Genomic DNA, 17,409 nt, shown 5'->3' with positions numbered 1-17,409 from the left:
AAGGAACGTTCATGCGAAAACTGGTCGTCATCGGTGCCGGCATGGCGTCCGGCCGGGTGCTCGAGACCCTGTTCGAGGCCGATCGGGACGCCTACGCGGTCACGCTGTTCAACGCGGAACCGCGCGGCAACTACAACCGCATCATGCTGTCGCCGGTCCTGTCCGGCGAGAAGAGCTATGACGAGATCATCACCCATGACGAGGACTGGTACGGCGCGCATAACGTGACCTGCCGCTTCGGCGAGAAGGTCGTCGCGATCGACCGGCAGCGCAAGATCGTCACCGGCGCCAGGGGCGAGGTGCCCTACGACAAGCTGATCATCGCCACCGGCTCGGTCCCGTTCATCGTCCCGGTGGAAGGCCGGGACCTGCCCGGGGTCATCACCTACCGCGATTTCGACGACACCCACGCCATGATCGAGGCGTCCGGCACGCCCGGGAGCCATGCCGTCGTCATCGGCGGCGGGCTTCTCGGCCTGGAAGCGGCGGCCGGGCTGCGGCTGCGCGGCATGGAGGTCACCGTCCTGCATCTGTCGGGTCACCTGATGGAGCGTCAGCTCGACGAGGCGGCCGGCTATCTCCTGCGAAAGGATCTGGAAAAGCGCGGCATCACGGTGATGACCCGCGCCTCGACCCAGAAGATTCTCGGCACGAACCGTGTCGAGGGCGTCGAACTGGCGGACGGGACAACCCTGAAGGCGGATCTGGTGGTCATGGCGGTCGGCATCCGCCCGGCGGCGCAGATCGCCAGGGATGCGGGTCTCGACGTCGGCCGCGCGATCGTCGTGAACGCCCAGATGCAGACGTCGGACCCCGACATCTACGCCGTCGGCGAATGCGTGGAGTTCGACGGCACGCTCTTCGGCCTCGTCGCCCCGCTCTACGATCAGGCCAGGGTGCTGGCGAAGTCGCTGCTCGGCCAGCCCGACGCCTTTGCGGTCAGGGAACTGTCGACCAAGCTCAAGGTCACGGGATGCGACCTCTTCAGCGCCGGCGATTTTGCCGAGGGTGAGAAACGCGAGGAGATCGTCCTTCGCGATCCGGCGCAGGGTGTCTACAGGCGCCTGGTGATCGAGGACGACCGGCTCGTCGGCGCCGTGATGTACGGGGATACCGCGGACAGCAACTGGTTCTTCGACCTCATCCGGGACGGCGCGCCGGTATCGGACATGCGCGAAACCCTGATCTTCGGCCAGTCCTTCCAGGGGGGCGCCCCCCTGGACCCTATGGCGGCCGTTGCAGCCTTGCCGGATGATGCGGAAATCTGCGGCTGCAACGGCGTATGCAAATCGAAGATCACCGGCGCGGTTGCCGCGGGCGGGCTGACCAGCCTCGACGAGGTGCGGGCCCACACCAAGGCCTCCGCCTCCTGCGGCTCCTGCACCGGGCTCGTGGAGCAGCTGATGGCGCTGACCCTGGGCGCCGCCTTCAATCCCGCGGCCGTCAAGCCGATGTGCCCCTGCACCGATCTCGGCCATGGCGACGTGCGGCGGCTGATCCGCGCCAAGGCGTTGAAGTCGATCCCCGAGGTCATGCAGGAGCTGGAGTGGAAGACCTCCTGCGGCTGTGCCAAGTGCCGGCCGGCGCTCAACTACTACCTGATCGCCGACTGGCCGGGCGACTATGTCGACGACAAGCAGTCCCGCTTCATCAACGAGCGGGTCCATGCCAACATCCAGAAGGACGGCACCTATTCGGTCGTGCCGCGCATGTGGGGCGGCATCACCTCGGCCAACGAACTGCGGGCGATCGCCGACGTCGCCGACAAGTTCGCGATCCCGACCGTCAAGTGCACCGGCGGCCAGCGCATCGACCTCCTCGGCGTGAGGAAGGAGGATCTGCCCGCGGTCTGGGCCGATCTGAACGCCGCCGGCATGGTCTCCGGCGCCGCCTATGCCAAGGGCCTGCGCACCGTGAAGACCTGCGTCGGCACCGACTGGTGCCGCTTCGGCACGCAGGATTCCACCGGCCTCGGCGTCAGGATCGAGAAGTTCATGTGGGGCTCCTGGACGCCCGCCAAGGTAAAGATGGCGGTGTCCGGCTGCCCCCGGAACTGCGCCGAGGCGACCTGCAAGGATGTCGGCGTGATCTGCACCGACGCCGGCTACGAGATCCAGTTCGCCGGTGCGGCGGGGCTCGACATCAAGGGCACGGAAATCCTCACCCAGGTGAAGATCGAGGACGAGGCACTGGAGATGATCGTCGCCCTCGTCCAGCTCTATCGCGAGCAGGGTCACTATCTGGAGCGCATGTACAAATGGCTGAAGCGGGTCGGCATGGACTCGATCCGCGCCGTCATCGTCGAGGATGCGGCGCGGCGACGGGGCTATTACGAAGCCTTCGTCCACAGCCAGACCTTCAGCCAGACCGACCCCTGGGCGGAGCGTGCCTCGGGCGCGCGCGCCAGCCACGAGTTCCGGCCGATGGCCGATCTCACCCTGGAGGCTGCCGAATGACCGGCTGGCATCGCATCGGTGCGGTCACCGACATTCCCCGCCGCGGCGCGCGCTGCGTGCTCACCCCGTTCGGGCGCGTCGCGGTGTTCCGGACCGCCAATGACGGCATCTTCGCCACCGAGGACCGCTGTCCGCACAAGGGCGGGCCGCTCAGCCAGGGCATCGTCCACGACGCCTCGGTCACCTGCCCGCTGCACAACATGGTGTATTCGCTGGAAAGCGGGATTGCCGCCGGGCCCGACGAAGGTCGGGTGCGGGTCTTCGCCGTGCGGGTCGACCCGCCGACCGGCGCCATCGAACTGTCGCTGGACGAACCCGCCCTCGTCCTCGCCGCCGAATAGCCGGGACCCGCGCGATGGACGAACGACCGGCCGACACCACCATCCGGACCACATGCCCCTATTGCGGCGTTGGCTGCGGAGTCCTGGCAACCCCGCGTCCGGGTGGCAGCGTGGCGATCGCCGGCGATCCCACGCATCCGGCGAATTTCGGCCGCCTCTGCTCCAAGGGCTCGGCCCTCGGCGAAACACTGGGGCTGGAGGAACGGCTGCTGTTCCCCACCATCGCCGGCGCACGTGCGACCTGGGACGACGCGCTGTCGCGCGTCGCCGAACGCTTCACCGCCACCATCGCCGAACACGGCCGTGACTCCATCGCCTTCTACGTCTCCGGCCAGTTGCTGACCGAGGATTACTACCTCGCCAACAAGCTGATGAAGGGCTTCATCGGCTCGACGAACATCGATACCAATTCCCGCCTGTGCATGGCCTCCTCGGTCGCCGGCCATCGCCGGGCCTTCGGCTCCGACACGGTGCCGGGCACCTATGAGGATCTGGAACAGGCCGATCTGATCGTCCTCGTCGGCTCGAACCTCGCCTGGTGCCATCCGGTGCTCTACCAGCGGATCGCCGCGGCCAAAGCCGCGCGCCCGCAGATGAAGATCGTCCTCGTCGATCCGCGCCGCACGGCAAGCGCCGATCTCGCCGATCTGCATCTGCCGATCGCTGCCGATGGCGACACGGCGCTCTTCGCCGGATTGCTGCCGTTCCTCGCCGAGGCCGGTGCGATCCATTGCGACTATGTGGCCCGGCATACCGACGGCTTCGTCGAGGCGCTGCGCCGGGCCCGCGGGATGCGTCTGCAGCATGTCGCGGAGGCCACCGGCCTCGACATCCGCCAGATCCAGGCCTTCTACGAGCTCTTCGCCAGGACCGAAAAGGTCGTCACGGTCTACAGCCAGGGCGTCAACCAGTCGGTGACGGGCACCGACAAGGTCAACGCGATCATCAACTGCCATCTGGCGACCGGCCGCATCGGACGGCCCGGCATGGGTCCCTTCTCGGTGACCGGCCAGCCCAATGCCATGGGCGGGCGCGAGGTCGGCGGCATGGCCAACATGCTCGCGGCGCATATGGCGATCGAGGACCCGGCGCATCGCTCCCTGGTGCAGGACTTCTGGGACGCCCCGGCAATGCCCGACCGCGCCGGCTTGAAGGCGGTCGACATGTTCCGCGCCGTCGCCGACGGCCGGATCAGGGCGCTCTGGATCATCGGCACCAATCCCGTCGTCTCGATGCCCGACGCCGATTCCGTGAAGGCGGCCCTCGCCGCCTGCCCCTTCGTCGTCGTCTCCGATGTCGTCGCACGCAACGACACCCTGCGCTTCGCCGATGTCGCCCTGCCCGCCGCTGCCTGGGGCGAGAAGGACGGAACGGTGACCAATTCCGAGCGGCGGATCTCGCGTCAACGCCCCTTCCTGCCGCTGCCCGGCGAGGCCCGGCCCGACTGGGCGATCATCGCCGACGTCGCCCGCCGCATGGGCTTCGCCGACGGCTTTTCCCACGCCAGCGCGGCGGACGTCTTCGACGAACACGCGCGGCTCTCGGCCCATGGCAACGCGGGAGCGCGCGACTTCGACATCGGCGCGCTCGCCGGGCTCGACCAGTGCGGCTACGACGCGCTGCAGCCGGTCCAATGGCCGCAGCCCCGCACCGCCATCCCTTTCGCTTCCGGCGACGCCCCGGCCGAAGCGGGGACGGCTTCGACGAAGGACGGCAGCCGCTTCTTCGGCGACGGACACTTCTACCACCCGGACGGGCGCGCCCGCTTCGTGGCGGTCGATGTCGGCCCCCGTCGCCGGGCGGACAAGGGCCGGTTCCTGCTCAACACCGGGCGTGTGCGCGACCATTGGCACACGATGACCCGCACCGGTCGCTCGGCCCGGCTTTCCGCCCATGTCGCAGAGCCCTTCGTCGACATCCATCCGGCAGACGCCGCAGCGCAGGGGATTGCGGAAGCCAGCCTCGTCACCGTGCGATCCGGTTTCGGCGCGGCGATCGTGCGTTGCCGCACCACGGACCGGCAATCGCGCGGCTCGGTCTTCGTGCCGATGCACTGGAGCGACGAGTTCTCGGGCAGCGGTCGCATCGACGCCGTGGTTGCACCGGCCGTCGATCCGGTCTCCGGCCAGCCGGGTCTCAAGGCTACCGAGGTGTCGATCGCGCCCTTCCCAGCCGTCTGGTTCGGCTTTGCCGTCACGCGGTCGCGGCCCGATCCGCACGGCCTCGACTATTTCGCGCTGGCGCGGGCCAAGGCTGGCTGGCGCATGGAACTGGCCGGCCTCGCGCCGCTGGCCGACCCGAGCGCTTTCGCCACGGCGTTGCTCAAGGCGCCGGACAGGGCGCAGATGCTGGCGTTCCACGACACGACAACCGGTGCGCATCGCTTTGCCGCTTTCGACGGCGAAGCACTGATCGGCGCGCTGTGGATTGCGCGCGACCCCGTCGCCGTGTCGCGTGTCTGGGCCGCGGGGCAGCTGGGCGACGCGCACAACGCTGTCCGCGACCGCTTCCGGCTGCTCGCCGGGCGCGGGGGAGCCGACCGCCCGGACCCCGGTGCGATCGTCTGCTCCTGCTTCAGCGTCGGCGTCAACGAGATCGCGGCGGCGGTGACCACCGGCCGGGCGATCACCGTCGAAGCCGTCGGCGCGGCGTTGAAGGCAGGCACCAATTGCGGCTCTTGCCGCAGCGAGATCAAGGGGATCATCCATGATGCACGACTCGCAAACACGGCGTAAGCGGCCCCTCGCCGTCAACGACACCGAACAGCTTCCGCAGCGCTCCCAGCGCATGGGTCCGCTGGCGAGCCTGCCGGTGTTCTTCGATCTGGCGGGCAAGCGCGTCGTCATGGCTGGTGGCGGACCGGGCGCGGCATGGAAGGCCGAGCTCCTGGCCTCGGCGGGCGCCCATGTCGATCTCTATGTCCCGGCCGACGGGATCGATGGGGAGATGGCCGAGCTTCTCGCCGTCCCGCCGGAATCCGGCGTGATCGTGCATCATGACCGGCCCTGGGCGACCGATGTCTTCGCCGGAGCGGCGATCGCCGTCGGCGATACCGAGAGCCTCGCCGAGGGCCAGGCTTTCGCCTGCGCCGCGCGGGCGGCCGGCGTGCCGGTCAATGTCGTCGACAAGCCGTCCTATTGCGACTTCCGCTTCGGCACGATCGTCAATCGCTCGCCGGTGGTCATCGGCATTTCCACCGACGGGGCCGCCCCGATCCTCGGCCAGGCGATCCGCCGCCGCATCGAGACCCTGCTCCCGCCGGCACTCAGCCAGTGGGCGGCCCTGGCCGCAAAGGTCCGCGGCGCGGTGATGGAGCGGCTTTCGCCGGGGCCCCTGCGCCGCGCCTTCTGGGAACGCTTCGCCGACAGCGCCTTCACCACGAAGCTGCCGGATGCCGCGGCCGAGGCGGCGGCCGGCGGCTTCATCGACGATCTGGCGCGCTCGCCCGAGGCCGGCGGCCGCGTCACCCTGGTCGGGGCGGGCCCCGGCGAGGCCGAACTCCTGACCCTGAAGGCGGTGCGCGCCCTGCAGGCGGCCGACGTGATCCTGTTCGACGACCTCGTCTCGGACGAGATCCTGGAACTCGCCCGCCGCGAGGCCCGGCGCATGCTGGTGGGCAAGCGCGCCGCCCGCGACAGCTGCCGCCAGGAAGACATCAACGCCATGATGGTCAGCTTCGCCAAAGCCGGCAAGCACGTCGTGCGGCTGAAATCCGGCGACGTGTCGGTGTTCGGCCGGGCCGGCGAGGAGCTGGACGAGCTGGCGCGCGAGAACATTCCGGTCGCCATCGTGCCGGGCATCACCGCAGCCTCGGCGCTGGCGGCGAGCTTCGGCGTGTCGCTGACCCATCGCGACCGGGCCCAGCAGCTGCGTTTCGTCACCGGCCATTCCAAGAAGGGCGGCCTGCCGGAGGATCTCGACTGGCATGCACTGGCCGACGATCACGCCACCACCGTCTTCTACATGGGCGGCCGGATGGCGGCGAAGATCGCCGAGCGCCTGATCCATCACGGCCTGCCGGCCACGACACCTGTCGCGGTCGCCGCCAATCTGTCGCGCGACGACGAGACCCGCGCCGCCGGCACGCTCGCCGATCTCGGCGCCATCGTCGCCAGGATCGGCGTCGATCGCCCGATCCTGATCGGTGTCGGCCGGGTCTTTGCGGAGCGCGTACGGTCCACAAGCACCATTGCGCCTGCGCGCGGATGCGCGATCACCGGGGAGGCACACCACGCCTGGCGCGGACCTTCCCAGGCAACTGATCGGCTGGAGGCTCTCGTCGACGTAGGCTGATGATCCCTCATGCGGGAGAGGGGCGGAAGCGGACTGGCAGCATTGGGGCGCTGCAGGCGGAGAGCTGCCGTTCCGTCCACGGCCCGGCATACGGACGCCGTGAAGCGTCCTCCAGAAGCCGGCTTTCCGTGGTGAGTACCTCTCAAGGTTTGCGTCGAGCCGGGTGCGCACTCGCTCGGCGCCGGCGCGCAGGCCTTCGGCCATGACGCGAAAGGCGTCGATCGCCTTCGGCCGGACAGCACGGGATCGGTTGCCGGTTGCACCGGCTCCTGCGGCGCTCAGAAAACGAAATCGACCGATGTGAGAAGCCAGCAGCCGGTGCCCCATTCGATCCGGTTCCCCGCCGCGTCGCCATTGACGGCACTGGTGCGGAAGACCGGCGTGCTGGGCGTGAGCTCCAGCTGGCTCGCCTCCTCGGCGGTGGCAAAGCCTCCGCTGATCCGCGTCTCGATCCGTCGATACTTGCCGATGCCATGTGCGACGAACACATCGGTGACCGATTGCCGCCGCGCATAGACGGCGGCGAAGTCCGGCAGGAGCCTCGCGGGCAGGATCTTGGTGCTCGCGTGGATCGGCTGTCCATCGGCCGAGCGCACGCGGCGCAGCCGGATGACCGGAGCGCCGACCGGAAGATGCAATTGCGCGGCGGCTGCCGCGTCGGCCTCCTCTTCCACCAGCACCAACGTGCGCGTCTCGACCAGTTTGCCGTCGGAGCGCAGGCTGTCGAAGAATCGGCTGCCGTCGCGCACCGACAGCACCGAGGGCGGGCTGCGCACGAACACGCCGACGCCCTTCCGTGAGGTGAGATGCCCTTCCTGCTGCAATTGCAGCAGCGCCTGGCGGAGCGTGATGCGGGTGACGCCGAATTTCTCGGCAAGATGGACCTCGCCCGGCAACTGGCTGCCCGGGCGCAGCCGCCCATCCTCGACAAGCGCCAGGACATAATCGTGGATCTGCTGCCAGATCGGCATGTCGCTGCGCGGCCGCAAAACCAGATCGCCGAAATCCGGCGTCGCGGCGTCGTTTTCCATCTTCTGCGGGGCGGTGCTGCTCATGGGTCCTACCCCGCCGCCATCTCGGGGGTCGCCGCGACCGACGCCGCCGAGGGCAACTCCTCCAGTGCCCGCCGTGCGTACACGATGCGCCCGCGGACCATCGTCGCCACGATTTCCGGATGCCGCATGTCAGCCATGTCGACCAGGACGAGATCCGCCCGCTTGCCATTGGTCAGACTGCCGCGATCCTCAAGACCCGCGGCGCGCGCAGCGTTGGCGGAGACAAGCGGCCAGTAACGCGCCAGCGCGTCCACGTCGCCATCGGCCAGAGCGAAGGCCGCATGCAGCGGAGACGGATAGTGATAGTCGCTGGTCAGCACCGTGCAATGGCCTGCTTCGACCGCTTCGCGCGCATCCATCGCCTTGTTGTGGCTGCCGCCGCGCACGACATTCGGCGCGCCCAGAATGACGTCCTCCCCGCCGGCACGAGCCGCCGCTGCGGTCTCGGCATTCAGCGGAAACTCGCAGGAGCGCGCGCCGAGCGCCCGGAACCTGGCGCGCTCCTCGGGCGTCGCCTCGTCATGCGCCAGCAGGACATTGCCCCCGGCCTGCGCGGCTGCCGCGAGCTCGGCGATGGCGCCCGGCACGTCGTCACGCCGCGCCCACACGGCGTCGAGCAGCGCCATGTAGTCCTCGCGCGACAGGCCGGAGCGCTCGGCCATCTGGCCGATCTTTCGGGCAATAGTCCCCTTCAGCACTGAGCCGGTCGTGTGGTCGTTGAAGGCGAGGATCGCCGAAGGCTCCAGCGACAACCACTCGGTCACCTCGGCGACTGCGTCGAGCGCGAAGGTTTCCCAGCGCAGATGCAGCCGCGTGTCGCAGTCCAGATGCGGGCGCAGGGCCTGGAGCGATCCGATGAAGCTGCGCGCCGCATCGAGTGAGCGGAGCCCCGGCTCCCAGGAAATCGTCACGCCGTGAAACGCCGTGGTGATCCCGTTGCCAACGAGCTGGCGATCGGTGTCGCGCAACGCCAGGCCGATATCGAAGCGCACGCCGGGCCGCGGCATGATCTGCCGCTCGAAGGCGTCGCCATGGATGTCGACGATGCCGGGCAGCGCCAGCAGCCCTTCGGCATTCAGTCGCCGCGGACGCTCGGCCCGGTCGACGATGTGTTCGCCCGCAACGTGCAGTCCGCGCTCATGCCAGCTGTCGCCGGCCAGCGTCGTTGCGTTCTCGATCAGCCACGCCATCTCGGCCCCTCGTGCTTTTGTCATTCATGCGTCACCTGCTGTCTATACAGGTAGCTGCGAACCCGCTGCCCTGTCTATACAGAAGGACAAACAGAATGCTTCGTTCGCTGGTTTTTGCTCTCGCCGCCACGGTCGTCACCTCGGTGACCGCCATCGCCGAACCCGTCCGCTTCGCTGTCACCGACATCGAGGGGCTCGAAGCCCTGCAGCAGGAATTCGGAGGCTTCCAGGAAGCGCTCGAAGCCGAGACCGGCCTCGATATCGAGCTGATCTCCGTCAGTTCGCGCACGGCGGCCGTCGAGGCGCTGAACGCCGGACAGGTCGAGCTGGTCCTGACCGGCCCCGCCGAATACGTGGTGATGAAGGAGTTGAGCGATCCGCGCATCGTGGTCGCGTGGCAGCGCCCGGACTATTTCGCCCAGCTCGCCGTTCTCGCCGACGGCCCGATCCGCACTATCGCGGACCTGAAGGGCAAGAAGATCGCCTTCGGTTCGGTCGGCTCGACCTCGCAGCATCTGGGACCCGCCCAGGCGCTCGCAGACCAGGGCGTGAACTACGGCGTCGACTACGAGCCGGTGATCATTTCGCGCAACGTCGCGGCCGAGGCCCTGATCCGCGGCGACATCGCCGCGATGGGGCTCAATTTCGACCATCTCAACTCGATCCGGGCCGCCTTCCCCGACAAGGCCTTTGCCGTCGTCGCCCGCGGCCGCGATCTGCCCAATGACATCCTCGTTGCCCGCAAGGACATTCCCGAAGACGTCTACGAGACGATCCGCGACGCCTTTCTCGAGAACGGCAACGAGCTGATGAACGCCGTTCTCAAGGGCGAGGACAATCAGAAGTTCAAGGGCGGCACCTTCCTGACCGACATCGATGACAGCGAGTACGACTATGTGCGCTCGATGTATCGCACCATCGGCGTCGACACCTTCACCGCCTTCGTCGAATGAGCGTTCTTCTGGACCAGACGGCGGCCGCGAAGGCCGGTCCGTTTCACGCGGCCCTGTCGGCTCCCCCTCGCGGGGAGCCGGAACGATTGGATGTCCCACCGGCCACGGCGCCGGGGGCAACGATCATCAGCACCCGTGATCTCGGCAAAGCCTACGCCGACGGCCGCCATGTCTTCACCGGGGTGAAGATCGACATCAGGAGCGATCAGCGTGTCGCGCTGATCGGCTCGAACGGCGCCGGCAAGTCGACGCTGCTGAAATGCCTCGTCGGCCTGCTGCCGCTCAGCGACGGCGAGATCATGACCTTGGGCGAGACCTTCCGGTCGGCACCGAGCGGCGCGCAATTGCAGCGCCTTCGGCGGCAGATCGGTTTCGTCTTCCAGAACCACGGACTGGTCGGGCGCCAGTCGGTGCTCACCAACGTCGTCCAGGGCAAGCTCGGGCTGCCCGGCGGATGGCGGGCCTGGCATCACGCCCTCGCCCGCGAGGACTGGCGCGAGGAAGCGATGCAGGTGCTGGCCGACGTGCGCCTTGCCGACAAGGCCTGCGCCCGCGCCGACCAGCTTTCCGGCGGCCAGGCCCAGCGCATCGCCATTGCGCGCGCGCTGATCAGAAAGCCGAAGCTGCTGATCGCCGACGAGCCCGCCGCGAGCCTCGACCCCTGGGTCGGTCGCGAGATCATGACGATCTTCTCCGACCTCGCCTCCGAGCACGGCATCACGCTGGTCTATACGACCCACGATATGGAGCATGCGATGCACTATTCGGATCGGATCATCGCCTTGAAGGCCGGCCGGGTGCATTTCGATCTCCCGACTCCGATGGTCGGCCGGCAGCGGATGGAAGACGTCTTCAATGGGTGACGCGCCGGCCCGGATGCGCGCGCCCTCGCGTCTGCCCTCGATCTCGCCGGTCAGCTTCACGCTGCTCGTCGCCTTTGCAGCGGTCTTCCTGGTCTCGCTCGGCCAGGTTGCCCCGTCGCCCGAGCGGCTCGCCGCCGGGGCGCCGCAGATGGTCGAGCTGATCGGCCGCATGCTGCCGCCCAATCTGGAACCGACGTTTCTCCAGCGCATGGGCTGGCGCATTCTCGAAACCCTGCAGATCGCACTCGTCGGCACGGTCATCGGCGTCGTCATCAGCCTGCCGATCGGCTGGCTCGCAGCGCGCGGCATTTCCCCGCTCGGGGCATTCCGGCAGCTGCCCCGGGGCATCATCTCGCTGTTTCGGACCATCCCGGATCTCGTCTGGGCACTGGTCTTCGTCTCGACCGTCGGGCTCGGCGCAATTGCCGGCACCATGACGATCGTCGTCGACACGATCGGCTTCTGCGGCCGGTTCTTCGCCGAAGCCATGGAAGAGGCCGACAAGAAGCCGCAGGAGGCCTTGCGGGCGATCGGCGCCTCGCGGGTCAGCATCCTCTTCGGGGCGACGCTGCCGAGCATCATGCCGACGCTGATCAACAGCTCGCTCTTTGCGCTGGAGAAAGGGGTCCGCTCCTCGGTCGTCCTCGGCCTCGTCGGCGCCGGCGGCATCGGCCAGGAGCTGAAGGTTGCCTTCGACCTCTTCCAGTACCGCAACGCCTCGGCGATCATCCTCGCGATCTTCGCGATCGTGCTGGTGATGGAATATTTCACCGACCGGCTACGTGCCCGGTTCGAGTGAGCCGGCCGTAGCAAGCCTGACGACCGCCACCGCCAAAGCGGGCCCTGTCGGGACCCGCGCTAACTGTCTCAGCCGGCCGACGCCATCAGATCAGACCACAACGGACAGAATGCCATGCCCTCCTCGGACAACCACTCCTCCGATCCCAGCCGGCCCGCGCGTCGCCGCGCCATGGAAGCCTTTGCAGCCAGCGATGCACACACGCTCGCAGCGGCCTGGGACGCGATCGCCGGCGAAGCGCCGGTCACCAGCCTGCGCAGCCCCGAGGTCGGGCTTGTCATGCTGCAGGGCCGGATCGGCGGCAGCGGCGCGCCGTTCAATATCGGCGAGGGCAGCGTCACGCGCGCCAGCATGCGCCTCGCCTCGGGCGAAGTCGGCCACGCGATGATCATGGGTCGGGACGCCGACCACGCGCGCCTTGCCGCGCAACTCGATGCCGGCTGGCAGCGCGACGACTGGCGAGCTGCGATCGAAGCCATGGTCGTCGGCCCCGCATTGACCAAGCAGGAGGAGGCCGACCGGCGCTCCGCCGAGGAGACCGAGGCGACGCGCGTCGACTTCTTCACGATGGTTCGGGGCGACGAATGATGACCAGGACAATGACGACCGCATCTCTCGAAGGTGGCTTCGCCGACCCCGTCTTCGACGCCCAGGCCGCCTTTTCCGCGATCATGAATGCCTTTGCCCGGCCGGGCACGATCGTCGACCTTGGCGCGTTGGCCGCGCCGCCTTCGCCTGTCCCACCTGCGGCGGGGGCGATCCTTGCCGCGCTGGCCGACTACGACACGCCCCTCTGGCTCGACCCTGCGGCTCTCAGCGCCGGTGACGCCGAATGGCTTGCCTTCCACACCGGTGCGGCGATCGTTCCCGAGCCGCAGGCTGCCGCCTTCGCCCTCGTCTGCGACCCGACCAAGCTGCCGGCCCTGTCGCATTTTTCCGCCGGCACTGCGGCTTATCCCGATCGGTCGGCAACGCTGATCCTTTGCCTCCCGGCTCTTCGGGGCGGCGATCGGCTGCAGCTGACCGGCCCCGGCATAGAGACGACCGCCTCCGTCAGCCCGTGCGGACTGCCGGACTTCTTCCTCGACGATTGGGCAAACAATCGCGGCCTTTATCCCCGCGGCATCGACATGCTGCTCGTTTCCGGCAGCGAAGCCCTGGGCCTGCCGCGAACCACCCGGATCGGAGATCGCTGAGATGTATGTCGCCGCCAAGGGAGGCGAAGCCGCAATCGCCAGCGCCCACCGTCTTCTCGCCGACCGTCGTCGCGGCAACCGCGACGTCCCGGCACTGACACTGGAGCAGATCGCCGGTCAGCTGGCGCTCGCCGTCGACCGGGCGATGGCCGAGGGCTCGCTCTACGATCCCCAACTCGCCGCGATGGCCGTGCGTCAGGCACGGGGCGATCTGATCGAAGCGATCTTCCTGATCCGGGCCTATCGCACCACCCTTCCCCGTTTCGGCAATTCGCAGCCGCTCGAGACGGGGACCATGCGGATCGAACGGCGGGTGTCGGCAACCTACAAGGATCTGCCGGGAGGCCAGTTGCTGGGCCCGACCTTCGACTACACCCATCGGCTGATCGACCCGGACATGGCGGGCGACGCGCGGGTCAAGGCCGGGGCGCGTCGCGACTGGCCGGGTGAAGCCTGTCCGCGGGTGACCGACATTCTCGGCGCCGACGGCCTGATCGAGCCGGACGGCGACGGGCCGGACGGCAAGCCGGGTGACCTGACCCGCGAGCCGATGGAATTTCCTGCCGGCCGCGACCTGCGACTGCAGGCACTGGCGCGCGGCGACGAGGGCTTCCTCCTGTCTCTCGCCTATTCGACCCAGCGCGGCTTTGCCCGCTCGCATCCCTTCGTCGGCGAAATCCGCATCGGCCTCGTCGATGTCGTGATGGACATGCCCGAAGTCGGCTTCCCGGTGACCATCGGTCGGGTCCGGATGACCGAGTGCCAGATGGTCAACCAGTTCCGGGGCTCGGCCAAGCAGCCGCCGCAATTCACCCGCGGCTACGGGCTGGTCTTTGGCCAGTCCGAGCGCAAGGCGATGGCCATGAGCCTGGTCGACCGGGCGCTCAGGGCCGACGAGTTCGGCGAGGAACGCACCGCCCCCGCGCAGGACGAGGAGTTCGTCATCGCCCATTCCGACAATGTCCAGGCAACCGGCTTCGTCGAGCACCTGAAGCTGCCGCACTATGTCGACTTCCAGGCCGAGCTCGATCTGGTGCGCCGCATGCGCCGGGAGCACGCCGCGCGAGACATCGATGAGGGCAACGGAGAGACCGGCGACGACGAAGCCGCCGCGCGGGAGGCCGCCGAATGACCGCCGCCCTGCCCGCCTACAACTTCGCCTATCTCGACGAACAGACCAAGCGGATGATCCGCCGCGCGATCCTCAAGGCGATCGCGATCCCCGGTTACCAGGTTCCCTTCGCCTCCCGCGAAATGCCGATGCCCTACGGCTGGGGCACCGGCGGGGTGCAGGTGACCGCGGCGATCCTGGGGCCGAACGACGTCCTGAAGGTCATCGACCAGGGCGCCGACGACACCACCAACGCCGTGTCGATCCGCGCCTTCTTCGAAAAGACCGCGCGGGTCGCCACGACGACGCGGACGAGCGAGGCGACGATCGTCCAGACCCGTCACCGCATTCCCGAGACACCGCTCACCGCCGGCCAGATCATCGTCTTCCAGGTGCCGATCCCCGAGCCCCTGCGGTTTCTCGAACCGCGTGAAACCGAAACGCGGGTGATGCACGCGCTGGAAGAATACGGGCTGATGCATGTGAAGCTCTACGAGGACATCGCCCGCCACGGCCACATCGCCACGACCTATGCCTATCCGGTGAAGGTCGAGGGCCGCTACGTGATGGATCCCTCGCCGATCCCGAAATTCGACAATCCGAAAATGCACCGCTCGCCGGCCCTTCAGCTTTTCGGCGCCGGGCGTGAGAAGCGGATCTACGCCCTGCCGCCCTTCACCGACGTCGTGTCGCTGGATTTCGAGGATCACCCCTTCGCCGTTCAGGCTTTCGACCGCCCCTGTGCGCTCTGCGGCGCCGAGAACGTCTATCTCGACGAGGTCGTGACCGACGACCGCGGCGGGCGGATGTTCGTCTGTTCCGACACCGACCATTGCGAAACGCGGCGCGAGGCCGGCCATGCCGGCGACGGTGGACCGGCTCTACGGCAAGAGACCAGGCAGGGCGAGGCATGACATTGATGGACCAGGCATCGCCGCTTCTCACCGTTCGCGACCTCACCCGCCGCTATGGCGCCCGGGTCGGCTGTGAAGCCGTTTCGTTCGACGTCTGGCCCGGCGAGGTCGTCGCCATCGTCGGCGAGTCCGGCTCCGGCAAGACGACACTGCTGAACTGCATCGCAGCGCGCATGGCCCCGACGTCGGGCAGCGTCTCCTACGCCATGCGCGACGGCACGTTGCGCGATCTCGCCAGCCTCGGCGAGGCCGAACGACGCCTCCTGATGCGCACCGACTGGGGCTTCGTCCACCAGCATGCCGCCGACGGCCTGCGGATGCGGGTGTCGGCCGGCGCCAATGTCGGCGAACGGCTGATGGCGGTCGGCGAGCGCCATTATGGCGGCATTCGCGAGAGCGCCACCGACTGGCTGGGACGCGTGGAGATCGCTGCGGACCGCATCGACGACCGCCCGGACGCGTTCTCCGGCGGCATGCGCCAGCGCCTGCAGATCGCCCGCAATCTCGTCACCCGACCGCGCCTCGTCTTCATGGACGAGCCGACCGGCGGGCTCGACGTTTCGGTCCAGGCCCGGCTGCTCGACCTGATCCGCTCGCTGGTCGCCGAGATGGGCCTGTCGGTGGTGATCGTCACCCACGACCTCGCCGTGGCGCGGCTTCTCTCGCAGCGCATGATCGTCATGAAGGCCGGCCGCGTCATCGAACAGGGCCTGACCGACCGGGTCCTCGACGACCCGCACCATGCCTACACCCAGCTCCTTGTTGCCTCGATCCCGGAAAGCTGAGCCATGTCCGTGCCTTCCCAGCCGATCCTCACGGTCCGCGACGTCGCCAAGTCCTTCAACATGCATCTGCGCGGCGGCATTCGCCTGCCGGTCGTCGAGGCGGCCTCCTTCACCGTCGCGCCCGGCGAATGCGTCGTGCTGGGCGGCCCCTCGGGGGTCGGCAAATCGTCGATCCTGCGCATGGTCTATGGAAATTACGCCGTCGATTCCGGCGAAATCCTGATCCGCGACGGGGCCACTGGCAACCAGACGGACCTCGCCACCGGCGACCCGCGCCGGATCATCGCCCTTCGCCGCGACGCGATCGGCTATGTCAGCCAGTTCCTGCGCGCCATCCCGCGCGTGCCGGCGCTCGACGTCGTCGCTGAGCCGCTCGTCGCCCGTGGCACGGCGCCCGAGGCGGCGCGCGAACGGGCCCGCGTTCTGCTGGCCCGCCTCAATCTGCCCGAGCCGCTGTTCGAGCTGCCGCCCGCCACCTTCTCCGGCGGCGAGAAGCAGCGGGTGAACATCGCCCGCGGCTTCATCACCGACCACCCGCTGCTGCTGCTCGACGAACCGACCGCCTCGCTCGACGCGCAGAACCGCGACGTGGTCTGCGAGATGATCGAGGCCAAGACCGCGGCGGGCACCGCCGTGCTCGGCATCTTCCACGATGCGGCGGTGCGCGAGCGGATCGCGACGCGGATCATCGATGTCTCCGCCTTCTCCGCCCGCAAGGCGGCCTGAATGCCGAAGCTCTCCCTATCGCCGCTGGTCCACCCCAGCGCCGAGATCGAGGATTGCGCTCTCGGGCGCTACACCGAGATCGCCGAACGCTGCCGCCTGACCGAGACCGTCCTCGGCGACTATTCCTACGTGATGGAAGACGGCAGCATCTGGTGCACGGCGATCGGCAAGTTCGTGAACATCGCCGCTTGCGTCCGCATCAACGCCACCAACCACCCGACATGGCGCGCCACCCAGCACCATTTCACCTACCGGGCCGGTGATTATTTTGACGGTGAAGAGAACGAAGCGGGCTTCTTCGACTGGCGCCGCGCGCACCGGGTCGTCATCGGCCACGATGTCTGGATCGGCCATGGCGCGACGATCCTGCCCGGCGTCACCATCGGCAACGGCGCCGCGATCGGCGCGGGCGCGGTCGTCTCGAAGGACGTGCCGGCTTACACGATCGTCGGCGGCGTTCCCGCCCGGCCGATCCGGCCGCGTTTTGACGCCGAGATCGGCGCGCGCATGGATGCGCTGGCGTGGTGGGACTGGCCGCACGAGACGCTGCGCGCCGCCCTCGCCGACTTCCAAAACCTTGACGCGCGGGCGTTTCTCGACCGTCACGGCGGATAATCCGCCGCGCTTCGATGCTGCCGAGCGGCTGTCATCGAACGTTTAGAAAGTCGTCATCGCACCCACATGGAGCGCTCCTAAGAGTCACCCGTCGAGACGCTGGACGGGAGCC

At 68.4% G+C, this 17,409-nt stretch carries 16 protein-coding genes; 14 read left to right on the top strand and 2 right to left on the bottom strand.

What is annotated here, in order from left to right; genetic code table 11:
- Window positions 1–11: 11 nt before the first annotated feature.
- The 4 genes from nirB to cysG are packed head-to-tail and all read left to right on the top strand — an operon-like array spanning window position 12 to window position 7,090.
- A complete protein-coding gene (gene nirB, locus H9Q09_RS20380; RefSeq protein WP_187392560.1) occupies window positions 12–2,456 on the top strand; it encodes a nitrite reductase large subunit NirB in 2,445 nt (814 codons plus the stop codon).
- A complete protein-coding gene (nirD, locus tag H9Q09_RS20375) occupies window positions 2,453–2,797 on the top strand; it encodes a nitrite reductase small subunit NirD (RefSeq protein ID WP_187392559.1) in 345 nt (114 codons plus the stop codon). Before nirB ends, nirD begins: the two co-directional genes overlap by 4 nt.
- A gap of 14 nt (window positions 2,798–2,811) precedes the next feature.
- Window positions 2,812–5,532, top strand: coding sequence for a nitrate reductase (locus H9Q09_RS20370; RefSeq protein WP_187392558.1), 2,721 nt, complete (start codon window positions 2,812–2,814; stop codon window positions 5,530–5,532).
- Between the two features lie 52 nt (window positions 5,533–5,584).
- Window positions 5,585–7,090, top strand: a complete 1,506-nt coding sequence (gene cysG / locus H9Q09_RS20365) for a siroheme synthase CysG (protein WP_187392584.1) — start codon at window positions 5,585–5,587, stop codon at window positions 7,088–7,090.
- Window positions 7,091–7,368: 278 nt separating this feature from the next.
- On the opposite strand, the gene phnF is transcribed toward cysG, so the two are convergent.
- Together phnF and H9Q09_RS20355 are read right to left on the bottom strand one after the other, a co-directional pair.
- A complete protein-coding gene (gene phnF, locus H9Q09_RS20360) occupies window positions 7,369–8,145 on the bottom strand; it encodes a phosphonate metabolism transcriptional regulator PhnF (protein ID WP_230785077.1) in 777 nt (258 codons plus the stop codon).
- Between the two features lie 5 nt (window positions 8,146–8,150).
- Window positions 8,151–9,359 carry an alpha-D-ribose 1-methylphosphonate 5-triphosphate diphosphatase gene (locus H9Q09_RS20355; protein ID WP_187392557.1) on the bottom strand — a complete coding sequence of 403 codons (1,209 nt, stop codon included), beginning with the start codon at window positions 9,357–9,359 and terminating at the stop codon, window positions 8,151–8,153.
- Between the two features lie 71 nt (window positions 9,360–9,430).
- On the opposite strand from H9Q09_RS20355, the gene H9Q09_RS20350 reads away from it, so the two are divergent.
- The 10 genes from H9Q09_RS20350 (at window position 9,431) to H9Q09_RS20305 (ending at window position 17,297) form a co-directional block, all read left to right on the top strand.
- Window positions 9,431–10,288 carry a PhnD/SsuA/transferrin family substrate-binding protein gene (locus H9Q09_RS20350; protein WP_187392556.1) on the top strand — a complete coding sequence of 286 codons (858 nt, stop codon included), beginning with the start codon at window positions 9,431–9,433 and terminating at the stop codon, window positions 10,286–10,288.
- 86 nt (window positions 10,289–10,374) lie between these two features.
- Complete coding sequence (locus H9Q09_RS20345; protein ID WP_246716256.1) at window positions 10,375–11,151, top strand: ATP-binding cassette domain-containing protein; 777 nt, start codon at window positions 10,375–10,377, stop codon at window positions 11,149–11,151.
- Window positions 11,144–11,950, top strand: coding sequence for a phosphonate ABC transporter, permease protein PhnE (gene phnE, locus H9Q09_RS20340; protein ID WP_187392554.1), 807 nt, complete (start codon window positions 11,144–11,146; stop codon window positions 11,948–11,950). Before H9Q09_RS20345 ends, phnE begins: the two co-directional genes overlap by 8 nt.
- A 114-nt stretch (window positions 11,951–12,064) precedes the next feature.
- Window positions 12,065–12,538, top strand: coding sequence for a phosphonate C-P lyase system protein PhnG (phnG, locus tag H9Q09_RS20335; protein ID WP_187392553.1), 474 nt, complete (start codon window positions 12,065–12,067; stop codon window positions 12,536–12,538).
- Between the two features lie 11 nt (window positions 12,539–12,549).
- Window positions 12,550–13,146 carry a phosphonate C-P lyase system protein PhnH gene (gene phnH / locus H9Q09_RS20330; RefSeq protein ID WP_187392552.1) on the top strand — a complete coding sequence of 199 codons (597 nt, stop codon included), beginning with the start codon at window positions 12,550–12,552 and terminating at the stop codon, window positions 13,144–13,146.
- A gap of 1 nt (window position 13,147) precedes the next feature.
- On the top strand, window positions 13,148–14,278 hold the full coding sequence (locus tag H9Q09_RS20325; protein WP_187392551.1) for a carbon-phosphorus lyase complex subunit PhnI: 1,131 nt from the start codon (window positions 13,148–13,150) through the stop codon (window positions 14,276–14,278).
- Complete coding sequence (locus H9Q09_RS20320; protein ID WP_187392550.1) at window positions 14,275–15,171, top strand: alpha-D-ribose 1-methylphosphonate 5-phosphate C-P-lyase PhnJ; 897 nt, start codon at window positions 14,275–14,277, stop codon at window positions 15,169–15,171. The genes H9Q09_RS20325 and H9Q09_RS20320 overlap by 4 nt, the downstream gene beginning before the upstream one ends.
- Window positions 15,172–15,176: 5 nt before the next feature.
- Window positions 15,177–15,956 (top strand): phosphonate C-P lyase system protein PhnK, encoded by a 780-nt coding sequence (gene phnK / locus H9Q09_RS20315; protein ID WP_081651946.1) that lies wholly within the window; start codon window positions 15,177–15,179, stop codon window positions 15,954–15,956.
- A gap of 3 nt (window positions 15,957–15,959) precedes the next feature.
- Window positions 15,960–16,682, top strand: a complete 723-nt coding sequence (gene phnL, locus H9Q09_RS20310) for a phosphonate C-P lyase system protein PhnL (RefSeq protein WP_187392549.1) — start codon at window positions 15,960–15,962, stop codon at window positions 16,680–16,682.
- Window positions 16,683–17,297: a DapH/DapD/GlmU-related protein gene (locus tag H9Q09_RS20305; protein WP_187392548.1), complete on the top strand. Its 615-nt coding sequence runs from the start codon at window positions 16,683–16,685 to the stop codon at window positions 17,295–17,297.
- The last annotated feature ends 112 nt before the right edge of the window (window positions 17,298–17,409 follow it).

Origin of the sequence: Aurantimonas sp. DM33-3, from assembly GCF_014334315.1 — a bacterium.
Taxonomy (GTDB): domain Bacteria; phylum Pseudomonadota; class Alphaproteobacteria; order Rhizobiales; family Rhizobiaceae; genus Aurantimonas; species Aurantimonas coralicida.
This window is presented reverse-complemented; position numbering and strand designations above follow the sequence as displayed.

Bases quoted from the DNA above. Each gene is read 5' to 3' on its own strand.
- cysG (WP_187392584.1), top strand. From the start codon at position 5,585: ATGGGTCCGCTGGCGAGCCTGCCGGTGTTCTTCGATCTGGCGGGCAAG.
- H9Q09_RS20355 (WP_187392557.1), bottom strand. From the start codon at position 9,359: ATGACAAAAGCACGAGGGGCCGAGATGGCGTGGCTGATCGAGAACGCA.
- phnH (WP_187392552.1), top strand. From the start codon at position 12,550: ATGACGACCGCATCTCTCGAAGGTGGCTTCGCCGACCCCGTCTTCGAC.
- nirB (WP_187392560.1), top strand. From the start codon at position 12: ATGCGAAAACTGGTCGTCATCGGTGCCGGCATGGCGTCCGGCCGGGTG.
- phnE (WP_187392554.1), top strand. From the start codon at position 11,144: ATGGGTGACGCGCCGGCCCGGATGCGCGCGCCCTCGCGTCTGCCCTCG.
- H9Q09_RS20320 (WP_187392550.1), top strand. From the start codon at position 14,275: ATGACCGCCGCCCTGCCCGCCTACAACTTCGCCTATCTCGACGAACAG.
- H9Q09_RS20325 (WP_187392551.1), top strand. From the start codon at position 13,148: ATGTATGTCGCCGCCAAGGGAGGCGAAGCCGCAATCGCCAGCGCCCAC.
- H9Q09_RS20350 (WP_187392556.1), top strand. From the start codon at position 9,431: ATGCTTCGTTCGCTGGTTTTTGCTCTCGCCGCCACGGTCGTCACCTCG.
- phnG (WP_187392553.1), top strand. From the start codon at position 12,065: ATGCCCTCCTCGGACAACCACTCCTCCGATCCCAGCCGGCCCGCGCGT.
- phnL (WP_187392549.1), top strand. From the start codon at position 15,960: ATGTCCGTGCCTTCCCAGCCGATCCTCACGGTCCGCGACGTCGCCAAG.
- phnK (WP_081651946.1), top strand. From the start codon at position 15,177: ATGGACCAGGCATCGCCGCTTCTCACCGTTCGCGACCTCACCCGCCGC.
- H9Q09_RS20370 (WP_187392558.1), top strand. From the start codon at position 2,812: ATGGACGAACGACCGGCCGACACCACCATCCGGACCACATGCCCCTAT.
- H9Q09_RS20305 (WP_187392548.1), top strand. From the start codon at position 16,683: ATGCCGAAGCTCTCCCTATCGCCGCTGGTCCACCCCAGCGCCGAGATC.
- nirD (WP_187392559.1), top strand. From the start codon at position 2,453: ATGACCGGCTGGCATCGCATCGGTGCGGTCACCGACATTCCCCGCCGC.
- phnF (WP_230785077.1), bottom strand. From the start codon at position 8,145: ATGAGCAGCACCGCCCCGCAGAAGATGGAAAACGACGCCGCGACGCCG.